We start from the raw sequence: 13,629 nt of genomic DNA on the forward strand, positions 1-13,629 counted from the left end.
TCAACCCCATCGGGGTAAGGAGCTGCTACGATGAGGGAAAAAGAGTCGCGGAGAGTATCTTATTTGCTTACCACAGGAGGGAAGGTGTCGAGATCAAGATCGCGAGGATTTTTAACACCTACGGCCCGCGGATGGCAGAGGACGATGGCCGAGTGGTCTCGAATTTCATCGTGCAGGCGCTGAAGGGTGATGACCTGACAATATATGGAGACGGATCGCAGACGAGGTCATTTTGCTATATTTCTGACCTCATCGACGGATTGATCCGACTCATGAACAAAAAGGATTTCACAGGCCCAGTCAATTTGGGGAACCCGGAAGAAATAGCAGTTATCGAGCTCGCTAAGAAGATCATTGGACTGACTGGTACATCGTCAAGAATCACTTTCAAGCCATTGCCGCGGGACGACCCTTCACGGAGGCGGCCAGATATCACGCTTGCGATGAGAGAACTCGGGTGGAGACCCACAGTCGATTTAGAGACGGGCCTAAAAAAGACGATCGCCTATTTCAGGGAGCATTTGCAAAGGGATTGATGCGCCCTCGCTGCATAGCAATGGATTATAAGCGTTCTTGCCAATTTAGAGAGCAACTTAAATAAAAGATGGTCAGATGAATGTTGTCAAGAGGATCGCAAGGAATACGCTTTCCTTGGCTGCTGCTTACATATTTAGTCAGATCATCACCTTAGTCCTTTCGATTTTCCTCGCGCGGTTCCTTGGCGAGGAGATGTATGGGACGTACGTCTTCGCGTTCGCTATTGCTGGCCTGATCTTTGTGATCGCAGATTTTGGACTCAACGGTCTTTTGGTTGTGGAGGTCTCGAAGAATCGGTCAATCGCTTCGCGATACATGCCAACGACGCTGCTGCTCAGGTCCATACTCGGCGTCATCTGCATCTTGATTTCATTTTCAGCAGTTCTGATCGCATCCTATCCGAAAGACACCGCCTTTGTCATCATGATCGTCGCTATGACGAGCTTCTTCGGAAACTTGACGGCCGTCTTCTTTGGCATGTTCAATGCCTTCGAGCGTATGCATCTGAATCTCCTCGTTCAAATCATCGAGCGGTCTTTTACCGTGACGATCGTTATTGCAATGCTCTTTTCTGGATTCGGCTTGACAGAAATTGTCCTTGTCATTTTCGCAGGAAGCATCCTCAGCTTCTCAATCGCATATCTGATATTTTCCAGGTCAATTACAAGGCCTGTCTGGAAGGTCTCCCTCGGCGACGCAAAGGCACAGTTTAGACGTGCAACGCACTTTGCGACTTCGAGCGTTCTCATCACACTCCTCTACACCGTCAACACTGTCTTAGTGCAGATCTGGGGCGGCAATGTCGCGGCAGCCTATTACGGCGTCGCATATAACCTCGCGATCCCACTCAGCCTTCTCCACACCTTCTTTCTCGGGGCAATCATGCCATTGACCTCGCAGACTTTCGAACAATCGATTACGAAGCTGAAGATGATCCAGCAGAAAGCGATGAAATTCCTGTTTTTCTTCGGCCTCCCGATCACGGTCGGTGGTATTATCGTGGGCGGGGAAGTCGTCACATTCCTGTATGGGGAGAATTTCGCACCAGCTGTCCTGCCATTTCAAATCCTCATCGCCGTCGTCGCCGTTAAGTACTTTTGCGGGAACATTGCAAATGTGCTCGCCTCCGCGAATCTAATGCGCCTCAACGCTTATTCCGCTGCAGCTGGCACGGCGGTCAATATCGGACTTTGCGTAGCACTCATACCCCTTTACGGACCAGCGGGTGGTGCGACTGCGTTCCTATTGGCGAACATTGTGATGGGGTTCATGAGCCTACGCTTCATGACAACACGCCTCTTTTCCGTTGATTATGTTGATATCGGATTGAAGACGACCGTCGCTTCAATCGCACTCGCGGTTTTCCTGTTGATTGTAAAAAGCTATCTCGATATCATCTTCACGATCCTTGCCGGCGCGATCTTTTACTTCGCAGTCGGACTCATGATTGGAACTTTTAACAAGGGGGACAAAGACATCCTCTTCAGACTTGTGAAAGAATGACCTCACATCGGAATTCGAAATGATTAAGTGATTTGACTCTAATCAAATCCTTCAGGGGATAACATGGTTCTTGAGTTGAGCGTGGCAGAAAGAAAGGATGTGATCACAAGGGATGGGAAGAAGATCGGAACGCTGGTAGGCGCCAATGTTGACACGAAGACATGGACGGTCTTGACTTTAATCGTAGAGGTCTTCAAGGAGGTCATCGAGGACCTCAAGATCAAGAAATCCGTTTTGAAGGCACCTAGGATCACCTTGAAGACCGATATTGTTGGTGTTGTCGGGGACGTCGTCCAATTGAATGTCGACATCAAAGAGCTCAGGGAACACATCTGAAGCACGGGAATCCAATTTTGTGGATCTCCGTTTAATCCAGTAGAATCAAAGTTCAAATAAAGAGGCCGAGTGCGTACATAATCGCGATACCAATAAGCACAAGGATAAATCCTGAATATCGCTTTTTCTCCTCATGAAAGGCTTCTGGAAGTAAATCGCATATGCCTACGTAGAGGAATGTTCCAGCTGCGAGCGCGAGGGGGATGCCGAGCTCGATTTTTGCTATGATCTCGAAGGCAAGGACTGCAATCCACGCACCAGCTGGTTTCGTCAATGAGAGGGGGGTAAGATAGGCAAAGATTTTCTTATTTTCAAATCGAGCGAGCTTGAAGACTGTTGATAGAGAGAAGAGTTCGATGCTCTCGTGGGCCATAATCGCAGCAAAGACGATTACACCTAGAGTTGGTTCGACAAGCACCGCGATCCCTAGTCCGATACCAGCAACAAGAGAATGAATCAGAAGGCCGAAGAAGGCGGTGAAACCAGTGAGCATATGATCATGTTCACATCCTTCGACGCATTCCCTTGCATGGCTGTGCATGATTACTCGCTCAGCGAACAAAATGAAAATGAACCCGATTAGAACGAAGAGAAGTGCACTGTTTGCGCCTGCCATTTCCATCGCGTCTGGAATCATGTGCAGGAACGCTGCCCCGACGAACACACCTGCGCTGAACGCAGTGAACAGATGGAGTTGCAGTGATGTCCAATTCCTGATGAGCGGGAGAATCCCTCCGAGGAGTGCTGCAACTGTGATCGCGATTGAGTAGATGAGAAGGATCAGAAGAGAATCCATAACGATCGCCTTTTAGGATGACGGTGTAACGCAGTGACATTGAGATAAACGTTTTCTGTATGAGACCGAATTGGTACTACGAAATGATTATCAACCATGATGTCGCATTTAAAAAAGTGATTAATATGGTCGAAAACATCGAGGATGCATTTGTTACTAATCTCGAGACAATGATAGAATTTGCGAAGGAAGGAATCGTGAGCAAAACGTTTCTCGATACACCAGATTTGAAAATGGTTCTCTTCTGCATGGCAAAGGGGCAGAGCCTCTCAGAGCACACGGCGAGCATGCCGGCATCGATTCATGTGATGAGGGGGAAGGCAATGATAATCCTAGGAGAAAATAAGTACGAAGCATTGCCAGGCACTTGGATATACATGCCAGCTGAGTTGAAGCACGCAATCAATGCACTCGAGGATTTCGTTTTCTTGCTGACGCTGCATAAGTCTATAAAGAAGTCCACAAATAAATGAAAAGAAAGCGAGATTAATACAAATTGACCTGGTTGATCTAGAATAAATCATTATTATCTGAATCGTTGAAAAGTAGTATAAAAATGTAAAATAAAAAAATATGTCAGTCGATCATGCATTCTGGAGTTTACCTAAGCCGATATCATTGATCTGGTAGTCCCGCGAATCGACGAGATAAGACTGCCAGCCCGTTGTCTGCCCAAGATAATTCATGTAGAGGATGATACGACCGTCTGTAGTACCGAGCAATACGTCCGTTCTCCCATTGCCGTCGACATCTCCAGCCGCCATCACAGTGATTGTAGAGATGGTGAAAGATAAGCTACTGATTGAGTACCTCCCCAGCGCTGTCTGCTCGATGAAATATACCTTAGAGCCAGTTGCTAGTACAATATCCCTCAGGGTATTGCCGCCTACGAAAATACCTGCGTCTACATCAATGCACCCTGCAAAATTGGAGTTATCCGCGATTACCTGCACCAAGTACGGAAGGATATTTCCCTCGTTATTGAGTCCAACCCAGACCTTTCCGTTTTTACTCAATTCTCCCACAACAATGAGATCATTCGATCCATCATTGTTCATGTCAGCGATCGCGAGTGCTTTAGCTGTACTTCCAACCAATCCCCCTGCAGCTGTAGTCCTCACAGACATCTGATAAATATTGACATAATCGAGAGAAGTGGCGGTGGAAGCTCTATTCGTGTCTTCTACTTTGATGTACAGCTTTCCTGACGTCTCTGCAGGCAGGACATATGTATATAGAGATGGTGATGTTGAACTCACTCTTACAGATACCATTGAAATGTATGTGATATTATCCGTTGAATAATAGAATTGATAATTATCTTCCGCAGAGGACTTACTTGCATACAACTGGAAAGTATGAGTGGTACCCGGTGTCACTTGTATAGTCCAGCGATGATCTAACTTATCGCCAGTTCTCCACGTCACATTGAGCACCCAATAATCAAAGTCAATAACGGATGGTTCGTTAAGGAAATATGTATTCGAGAAACTCACCTTCAAGCTGATCAAGGAACTTGCCCACTGGATAGAGCCAGTTAAATTAAATTCGTCCTCGATCCACTCCCCTGTTGAATTTCTGATTTGCATCATATTATTCGTGGGATCTCCAGCACCCAAACCCCATTTGATATAGTCAGATCCGTCGTATCGATAGGTTTTATACCTGACCTTAAATATGAGTCGCTCAATCTGCACGTCATCGATCAGGCCAGTTGGGTCCCATGACCTTATATATGCTGTTTGACCATAGATTACGGTGTAATATTGATTGTCATTGGGACGCAGTTGCGTTGCATCCGTTTCGTTTGTGGTATCTTTTGTAGTGTCTCTTGCGGCTGGAGTACTGTCCTGATATCTATAAACCCATTTCTCGATAATTCTCTCGAAGACGCCCGGATCATAAAACGCATTTTGCGTATCTAGATACGTTCCAGTTGGTTGACCAGTTTGAGTTCCGTAAATATGAATATCGGCATCGGCGTAATCAACGACGTCCGTGGCAGTTCCCGTTCTTGAATACCGAGTCCAAGTAACACCAGCACCATCGCTGTTCTTATATATCTGAACTGTGCCATCATTTCGACATACCGCGATGTCCAGTGACCTCAGCGGATCGTTCCCAGGCGTAAGTACCCAATCGAGGTCACCGACCTCAAGGTCGACGATGGCCGAGGTTAACGAGGCGTCAACGACCTTATATGACCAAATACCATCATTTCTATAGAAACAGACTATGCCATTCGAGAATCCTATTATGACATCTAGATCGTTATCGAAGTCTATATTGCCAAGCTCAAGAGCGGTCGGTGTTGCCGATTTCCCGAGATTAGCAATCGTATATCGCGTCCAGTATCCATCATTTATGTATTGGAATAGCCAATAGGTTTCTAGTTTACCAGATTTATACTCTGAAATAACCGCAACGATGTCATTCTTTCCATCGTTATTCATGTCTCCAGTTCTAACAAGGGCGGACTTATAGATAGGATCCTTTGCCTCGTTGACACCTTCCAGCATATCTGGAGGAGACCAGTAGTTATCGTTCTTGTAGAAAAACATCGCGTACCTCTGGCTCCACGAAGCACCACCAGTCGGGAGGTCGATACCTGCGACGAAATCTAATTTGTACTTGGGGACTGTAATTGTAATGATCTTTGAAAGAACGTAAGTTTCGTTACCTGCTTTGAACATATCATACCGCAACGCGTATGCGTTCTTGCCCGGTATCCAGGGAGCCCCTTCAGTGGCGTTGGCCAAATTGATCGCGAATCTATACACATTCGTACCGACCTTTGTCACATTGCTGACTGGGCCGTTCCACCCGCTCACTGGCGGAATCCTCTTGATCTGTGCATTCCAGAAAAAGTCCCTGATCTCGACGTCCCCGCCATACTGGTACCAATCGCCACCATATCTGTTTCTGATCTCAACGTAAATGGTATTGTTTGAGAGATCATAAGTCGAGAACTCACTGGACGGAATTGAATAACTTGAGTCCTTAAAGGTCAAGAACTGGGGGTAATCCGCTGTACCGACTGTGATTAATTGTGTGGCGAAGAAGATATTGTTCGGAACCCATGTGTCCCTCAGTTGAACCTGCACCATGTATTTCTTATTGTTTTGAAGTTTTGAGCAGTCGATCGTTGCATTGTACACATAATATCCCGAGTTATAATCATACCTCTGGAATACAACATTTGGAGTCGAGACAGCTGAGACAGTGACCTTTGTGGTTGGGTCGATCACTAGCAATGTATTCTCGTTCTCCGTGTTTACTAAATACTTACTAGCGACGACCACAACGGCTTTTTGACTCTGCGAGAAGACCGTCCTTGGGGTGGCTGTGTAGTTCTTATTTGTCCACTCAGAGAGCTCAAAAATATTGAACCCTTGCAAGGCGCTATAGTTCAGGTTCCCTGGCGGTTCTCCCCTACCGTAACCGCCTCCCATAAGAATCTCAGAGGTGATAACAGTGTGAGAAATGCGAACGCTCGCCTCGTTACCAGTTTCGTCTGTCGCAGAAATTCTATAGTAATAGGTCCTCGAGGCTGCTTCGAGAATGTCACTCCTTGCGACGCCGTAGCCCGTGAAGTACCCGGGGTTATAGGGATCTTCTACTAGCCTCTGAAAAGCAGAAAGGGTTGTGTTTGTGTAAGTTACCTCAATCCACCAGTAGTCGAAATAAACAACATCACCGCCCTCGTTGTGGAATGTTACGTTTATTTCCTTTAGCTCTTCAGCTGTATCATAACCCATTGCCAGTAGATTGAACACACGTGTGATCGGCGTTGTCCACCTTAACAATGGAAGGCCTTTTCCTGTGCCGTCAACGTTAAGAAACATATTCGTCCCATTGAAGTCAGGACCAGTGTAATATCTGACCTTCAACACAACGGTTTGGAAAGTTTTTCCAGTGATGTCGTCTGGGAAAGGGAGCATCCATGCCGTTACATTCGCATATTCGCCGTCAGGTACAGCGAGAAAATCACCGTCACTGTATCTCAACTTCGTGAGCCCCAATGCAGCAACATCTTCTCCAGTTGCTGGAGATAGGTGTGACGTATTGACAGTTCCTAGAGTCTCATAGTTGTCCTCGTTAGTGACAACAACGCTACTCTTATTGAGATTTCCATTTGGATCTGTCACATAGCACCGGACCATGAAGGTTGAACCTAATATGGAACTGCTCGGTTCAATAGCGGCGTAAATGATTGTAGGTGGACCGGTGGTGTATGGTTGAATCGTCAGTATGAGTACAGAAATCGATCGTCTGCCGCCTGAGTCCTCAGCAATGATTTCAATGGCTCTTTCACCCGTGTTATCCGAAACTGGCACTTCGATATCTACTGTAGTTGAATAAGTGTTGTCACCATTGGAATCAGTCATTTCGTAAATTCCGACACCGAAGCCGATGTCATCATTGATACCGAGGTGAGATACATTGGCATATACATCCTTAAGGTCGCCGTCTATGTCGGTCACCTTGGCATAAACCTTAATCACCTGGGTCTGGAGCACGGTGCTCGTTGTGATCCATAGTGAGCCTGTCTTAACACCTACCCACTTGTTCATAACGACCGGAGGATTATTGCCCCCAGCACCAAGCAGATTCGCCGACCAAATTAATGAATTGACCGTTGGGTCGGCGATCATCAACGTAACAGATGAACTCGGGGTGATAGTGATGCCATTTGCAGTGGCATCAAACCTCCAGACATCCCCAATTTTCCATTCATCCGACTGCACGCCGTTGATCGTCCCATCTCTAATATGCAATGTATGCGGCTCTTCGTCCACAACCAGGTAAATATCAGTCCTGTAGTCCTTTAGAGTTGGACCGGATTTGTGAGTCACCTCGATTATACAGGTTCCACCGTTTATGAACGATAAAGTGGCATCAAAATCTCCGTACACTTCTTCTTTTGGTGGAGGCATTGTGCCAACATACCACATAATGCTAGAAAACAAAGTCACGGTGATTGCCAGGACGAGGATATTCGCGATAATTTCAGACACTCCTTCCTTGGCCTTGCGCAACTTCTTAAGAATCTTATTCATTCCCTAAATCCTCCACAGCTTATTGATATCAATAGCCCTAGCCTCTGGATATTTAGATTCTTAACAGTATATGAAGCTATCGCGATAATTCCGCTTTTTGCAAATCTCGGGTATCAATAGACTGAACAATGGAGTATCAGCGCAAATCTAAGAACCACAAGGATTTACTACCAACTCGTCGTTGCAAAACAATGCCATGAATATTCATTTGCATGATGTTTAATCACACTACCAGTAACTGGGCAACTCCCCTTTTTTGATTTTGATGAAAAAGAAAAAGGGTAAGGAAAAATCGCAGACCTCAATCAACGAGCTTCTTTAGGACCCACGCCATATTTTTGCCGAGCGTCTTGAGGGTCTCTATGCCTTCTTTGTCGTTCAGGATATCCCCTGGCTTCGTGGCAGTCGCAACGTTCCAATAGCTAGATCCCACCACAATCCACTGGCCGATAAGGAAGAAGTAATTTAGATCAGAGAACGTTGCTAGCGCTCCTGCCCTCCTCTGCACAGCGATGCCAGCGCCTACTTTCCGTTTGAACATATCTCCATTGACCCTTGACACAAAACCGACGCGGTCAATAAACGCCTTCATCTGGGATGTCACATTGCCGAAATAAACCGGGGATCCAAGAACCATCCCATCGGCTTCTTTTATCATTTCAATGTATTTGTTGATATTATCTGTGTCAATTACACACTTCCCGTCCTTGTTCTTGAAACAAGCGTTGCACGCGTTGCACGCTTCAATCCTTTCGCTCCCGAGCTGTATCAACTCTGTTTCAATCCCTTCGCTCCTCAGCTCTGCGAGAACGGTTTCCAGTGCATGATACGTGTTGCCATTTTTCCTTGGACTTCCGTTGAACGCAATTACCTTCATCCAATCACCTACAACCGATCAATTTCCTGAGAGCAGATTACATTGGGAGATAATAATTTCTTCCTCGCGAGGTCACCTCTTCTGGCGAGGAACACCCAAAAAGGGAGATGAAGCGTTTAAAAGAAATCAACCATGAAACTTTAAAATCGTCAAAGTCATTCCACCAGATTGGCGACTAAGAAGAGAAAATATGCCAGTAGTCGCAAAGGGGTACAAAGGAGGAGAATATGCAACTCTATTTGAGAATGATCCAAGACAATGCGACGGGAAAAGGTGTCATCGAAATTCTTGAGCAGAGGACCATCACTTGCAGGGCGAGAATAGGACTGATCACATATGACAATGAGGAACAGAAGAAATTCTTTGTGGACGCGCTTCTTGAAGGGGGAAAGTACGGCTCGGTAATCCCCCTTTCGAAATGAGATGAGGTGAAAGAATGAAGCTACAATTGAGAATCGTTCAGGACGAGAAGACTGGAAAGGGCGTAATCGAAATCATCGAAGACAGGAGCCCCATGATCAAAGCGATCATTGGCTACATTTCGTTCGATGATGAAAATAAGAAAAAATTCTTTATCGACGCCCTCCTCAAGGGCGGGAAGTTCGGAGAAGTGGTTCAAGTCTGAACTCGGGGATGAACAGAAAAGGACAGCTTGTCAGATTTGGCATCAGAGGATCATACATCGAAGACTAACTAAACATCTATCAAAACCCGTCCCGCTTTCGCTAATGATTTCTGGCTTCGCCATCAATTTCAACGATCTCTCCGTCCGCAATTGAGACATGTATTACGGCTTATAGGCCACGATATGATCGTTCGCAATTGCGAGGAAGGCTTCTGCCACGACTTGTTCGTCGAGCGCTTCCTTGCCGAGCCGTTTTGCTTCGTCGATCACCGTTCTCGCGAGTGAGACCGCTTCGTCAGCCGTGTAAATTCGGCGATCCGTCACCCTCACGTCAACGAAGCCAGCCGCTTCAATCATCGAGAGATATTCACTCTCAGGAATTGCACCTGAAACACAGGCACTCCAGAGCTCAAGACTCTCTCTTGCCTCAGATGGGAGGTCACCGATGAGAACCCTGTCCGAGATCGCAAGCTTCCCCCCAGATTTGAGGACTCTGAACGCCTCGCGAAAGACTTTTTCTTTGTCTGTCACTAAATTGATCACGCAATTGCTTATTATTACATCAACGGAGCTATCCTCAACGGGAAGATTCTCTATGAGCCCTTTTCTGAATTCAACGTTCGATAGTCCCAATGATTTCGCCACTTTATTCGCTTTTGCGACCATTTCGTCCGTTGCATCGATCCCGATGACCTTCCCTTTGTGACCAACTTTCTGCGAGGCGAGCAACACGTCAAGTCCAGCACCGCTACCGAGATCAAGAACAACTTGACCGGGCTTGAGCTCTGCGATCGCGACGGGGTTTCCGCATGCACAATTTGATTCCTTCACCTCTTCTGGCACTGAAGCCAATTCCTCTTCTGAATAGATCTTGATAATCTCTCTTGTCCCTGCAGAGGAATCGCAACATGATTTTCCTTCGACCGCAACTCTAGAATACCGATTAATGACGGCGGTCTGTATTGAACTGTTTTTTCCACCTCGCTCCTTGAAATCATCAACCATTAATTCAACACCTCCACTGCCAATTAATGCAAAGATTAGGACGACGGGATAAGAGGTTAAAACATCTAGAAACCGTAGAGCGATAGCATTTTTCCATGCGGATGCGAATAACCCCGTCTCTCTCATAAATTTTGTCCCGAGAGTAGAAGAGAATGGACTAAAATTTTCGGAAAAGTAACAACTAATGGAATCAATTGGCTGAGTCGCAAAGATATGTAATGACATTTTTACAATTCTCCCATGAAATAGGCAAGTTAAAAAAAGCTATGAGAACTTGCTTTTGCAATCCCAGTGTTTCCGCCGGATCAAGAAAAATAATAAATAGTTTTGATTTGATGTCAGTAACACGAATATCTAATTCGTATTATGGAGGAAAGAAAAAATGCACATTCCTGACGGGCTCATGGCGCCCGAGATCCTTGCAGTTGGGTGGGCGATCGCACTCGCAACCATCGCGTTTTCAATCTTCAAGGTGAATAAAAAGATCGATGAAAAGACTGTCCCTCTGATGGCGATCCTTGCAGCAGGGATTTTTGTCGCACAGATGCTCAACTTTCCTATCTTTGGGGGGACGACTGGTCACCTCATTGGGGCTGCACTTGCTGCGGTGTTAGTCGGCCCATACGCGGCCGTGATTATCCTGACCGTTATCCTATTGATCCAATGCTTTGTCTTCGGAGACGGCGGACTTACGGCGTTAGGTCTCAATCTCACGAATATGGCCGTCATCGGCACCTTTGTCGCCTGGGGCACCTACAAACTCTTTCCCGTAAAGTTGGAGAAGGTTGGCGTCATTGCAGCCGCGTGGGCATCGATCTTCGTGGCAGCATTCGCCTGTGCGCTTGAACTTGCAGCGAGTTTTAGTATCTCAGGTGGTGCGTACGGTATTGAGGCCGCGATTTCACTCCCTTCGATGCTAGGATATCACGCGGTCATTGGGATTGGCGAGGGGATCATCACCGGTGCAATCTTCCTCTACCTGGCAAAAGTCGCGCCTGAGATCATAAAAACGAGAAAACCAGCTGAGGAGGTGACAACGTGACCGAGAAGACCCTGCTGAAGGCGATCGTCGGCATCATCATTCTCTTCGCAGTTGGGCTCGTATTTTACTTCATCTTTTCCGCCCCATACGGGGACGGGCTCGAAAAGACGATGGAAAATGCGGGCGTGGAAGAGGGGGAACCAGTTTATCACGCTCCCTTTGATTACGGCGAGGACTACGTGACAGCTTTCTTCGCTGGCCTCTTAGGCTTCGCCCTTGTCTTCGGCGTCTCGTATGCCTATTTCAAGATTGCTGGAAAAAAGAAGGAGAGTAAGGAAACGAAATGAAGCATCATGAAATCGATCAGTACGCGAAACAGTCGCCGCTCTGCAACTTCGATCCGAGGGTGAAGATCGCAAGTACAGTCATCTTCATCATCTCGATTGCCCTCCTCCGGGAACTAACCCCATTGGTCATTTCCCTTCTTTTTCTCCTCCTCGTTGTGGCGGCCTCCCGTATCCCTCCGATCCACATCGTGAAATCCTACGCCATGGCGCTTCCATTCATCGTGTTCGCCTCCCTTACGATGTGGTACTCCTCAGGTCCCGAGGAGGCTGCCGCAATGTTCCTTCGGATCACAGATTCAGTTTTCGCACTTATCCTTCTTGTCTCCACAACACCGTTCTTCGAATTCCTAAAGGCGCTCCGTTGGTTTAAGGTCCCAGCGATCATCATTTCACTCCTCCTCTTTACATACCGGTTCATCTTCGTTTTTATTGATGAACTCGAAAGGATGAAGCTGGCGCGGGAGGCGCGTGGCTTCAACGGGGGAAAGAGTCTTCTGCACGTTGAGGCACTCCGCACAATCGCTTACACGGCGGGGATGATCCTTGTACGATCACACAGCAGAGCGAACAATATTTATTCCGCCTTGCTTTCTCGTGGCTACACGGGTGAGGTGAGGACACTGAGCCGTCTGAGGGCGAGACCACGTGACGCGGTCTTCGCTGTAGCGTTCATCGGCACGTCCGTAATGTCCCTCTTCATCCAGGCCGGTGTGATCGTTTGGACGCTTTGAAACTCGTGAACGTTTCGTACACCTATGCCGACGGTATACAGGCATTAGAAAATGTATCGCTGACGATTTCAGAAGGGGAGAGAGTCGCAATTGTAGGTCCTAACGGTGCTGGAAAGAGTACACTGCTCCGGATCCTTGCTGGCTTGTATTTTCCAAATGCCGGGAACGTGGAAATAATGGGTGCGACACTCTCGAAGAAGAACGCTGAGCACTTGAGGAAATACATCGGCTTCTTGTTCCAAGACCCAGATGACCAGATCTTCATGCCGACCGTGTGGGACGATGTCGCCTTTGGGCCGATCAACTTGGGCTTGCACGAAGAGGAGGTAAAGAAGAGGGTGGGAGAAGCGATGAAAATGGCCGGCATCGAGGGGTACGAAGAGAGAGTGCCGCACCATCTGAGCTATGGCGAGAAGAAAAGAGTTGCAATCGCTGGGGTGCTTGCAATGGGGGCACCGATCCTCCTTCTCGATGAACCCACGGCGAACCTTGACCCCCAGGGAAGGAGGGATCTCGTCAATATTCTTGACTCGGTTTCTCAGACGGTTGTACTGGCCACGCATGACCTTTCTGTCGCATTCGAACTGACGAACAGGGTGATCGTGTTGAGAAAGTCAGTAATCTTTGACGGCAGACCGTCAGAACTCGTCGAAAGGCCAGATGTCCTCACGAGTGCTAATCTCGAATTACCATCGATGCTCAGGCTAATGGATCGGTGGCGCCGCACGACCAACAGGAAATTCCGCCTCCCATTGACGGTCGATGAAGCGCTAGGCATTATCGATGAGGAGTGCCGCAAGAATAGAAATTGATAGAGATAAGGTGTTGCA

At 47.2% G+C, this 13,629-nt stretch carries 14 protein-coding genes; 10 read left to right on the forward strand and 4 right to left on the reverse strand.

Annotated features, from left to right (window positions below):
- From QHH00_00005 to QHH00_00015, 3 genes are all read left to right on the forward strand, one after another.
- Window positions 1-536: GDP-mannose 4,6-dehydratase (locus tag QHH00_00005; protein MDH7507765.1), on the forward strand; the 536-nt coding region annotated here is incomplete at its 5' end.
- Between the two features lie 76 nt (window positions 537-612).
- Window positions 613-2,040, forward strand: coding sequence for a flippase (locus tag QHH00_00010; GenBank protein MDH7507766.1), 1,428 nt, complete (start codon window positions 613-615; stop codon window positions 2,038-2,040).
- Window positions 2,041-2,103: 63 nt separating this feature from the next.
- Window positions 2,104-2,376, forward strand: coding sequence for a hypothetical protein (locus QHH00_00015; protein ID MDH7507767.1), 273 nt, complete (start codon window positions 2,104-2,106; stop codon window positions 2,374-2,376).
- Between the two features lie 52 nt (window positions 2,377-2,428).
- Here QHH00_00015 and QHH00_00020 read toward each other — a convergent pair whose 3' ends face one another.
- On the reverse strand, window positions 2,429-3,172 hold the full coding sequence (locus QHH00_00020; protein MDH7507768.1) for a ZIP family metal transporter: 744 nt from the start codon (window positions 3,170-3,172) through the stop codon (window positions 2,429-2,431).
- A 125-nt stretch (window positions 3,173-3,297) separates the two neighbouring features.
- Between QHH00_00020 and QHH00_00025 the strand changes: the two genes are divergently transcribed.
- Entirely contained in the window at window positions 3,298-3,645 is a 348-nt protein-coding gene (locus QHH00_00025; GenBank protein MDH7507769.1) for a cupin domain-containing protein, read from the forward strand.
- Between the two features lie 111 nt (window positions 3,646-3,756).
- Here the strand turns inward: QHH00_00025 and QHH00_00030 are convergent, their stop codons facing one another.
- The gene (locus tag QHH00_00030) at window positions 3,757-8,232 is read right to left on the reverse strand and encodes an FG-GAP-like repeat-containing protein (GenBank protein MDH7507770.1); all 4,476 of its coding nucleotides are present in this window, start codon (window positions 8,230-8,232) and stop codon (window positions 3,757-3,759) included.
- 301 nt (window positions 8,233-8,533) lie between these two features.
- Window positions 8,534-9,109: a flavodoxin family protein gene (locus QHH00_00035; GenBank protein MDH7507771.1), complete on the reverse strand. Its 576-nt coding sequence runs from the start codon at window positions 9,107-9,109 to the stop codon at window positions 8,534-8,536.
- A gap of 227 nt (window positions 9,110-9,336) precedes the next feature.
- Between QHH00_00035 and QHH00_00040 the strand changes: the two genes are divergently transcribed.
- Window positions 9,337-9,531, forward strand: a complete 195-nt coding sequence (locus QHH00_00040) for a hypothetical protein (protein MDH7507772.1) — start codon at window positions 9,337-9,339, stop codon at window positions 9,529-9,531.
- A 14-nt stretch (window positions 9,532-9,545) separates the two neighbouring features.
- On the forward strand, window positions 9,546-9,734 hold the full coding sequence (locus QHH00_00045) for a hypothetical protein (protein ID MDH7507773.1): 189 nt from the start codon (window positions 9,546-9,548) through the stop codon (window positions 9,732-9,734).
- A 162-nt stretch (window positions 9,735-9,896) separates the two neighbouring features.
- Here the strand turns inward: QHH00_00045 and arsM are convergent, their stop codons facing one another.
- Entirely contained in the window at window positions 9,897-10,739 is an 843-nt protein-coding gene (gene arsM / locus QHH00_00050) for an arsenite methyltransferase (protein MDH7507774.1), read from the reverse strand.
- Window positions 10,740-11,121: 382 nt separating this feature from the next.
- Here arsM and QHH00_00055 point away from each other — a divergent pair, with 382 nt between their 5' ends.
- From QHH00_00055 to QHH00_00070, 4 genes are read left to right on the forward strand one after another with little or no spacing between them, the layout of a single operon-like run.
- The gene (locus tag QHH00_00055; protein ID MDH7507775.1) at window positions 11,122-11,781 is read left to right on the forward strand and encodes an energy-coupling factor ABC transporter permease; all 660 of its coding nucleotides are present in this window, start codon (window positions 11,122-11,124) and stop codon (window positions 11,779-11,781) included.
- Window positions 11,778-12,068 (forward strand): hypothetical protein, encoded by a 291-nt coding sequence (locus QHH00_00060; GenBank protein ID MDH7507776.1) that lies wholly within the window; start codon window positions 11,778-11,780, stop codon window positions 12,066-12,068. The genes QHH00_00055 and QHH00_00060 overlap by 4 nt, the downstream gene beginning before the upstream one ends.
- On the forward strand, window positions 12,065-12,799 hold the full coding sequence (cbiQ, locus tag QHH00_00065; protein MDH7507777.1) for a cobalt ECF transporter T component CbiQ: 735 nt from the start codon (window positions 12,065-12,067) through the stop codon (window positions 12,797-12,799). The genes QHH00_00060 and cbiQ overlap by 4 nt, the downstream gene beginning before the upstream one ends.
- Complete coding sequence (locus QHH00_00070) at window positions 12,787-13,611, forward strand: ABC transporter ATP-binding protein (protein MDH7507778.1); 825 nt, start codon at window positions 12,787-12,789, stop codon at window positions 13,609-13,611. The genes cbiQ and QHH00_00070 overlap by 13 nt, the downstream gene beginning before the upstream one ends.
- Window positions 13,612-13,629: the final 18 nt, after the last annotated feature.

Source organism: Methanomassiliicoccales archaeon (assembly GCA_029907465.1).
Lineage (GTDB): Archaea > Thermoplasmatota > Thermoplasmata > Methanomassiliicoccales > JACIVX01 > JACIVX01.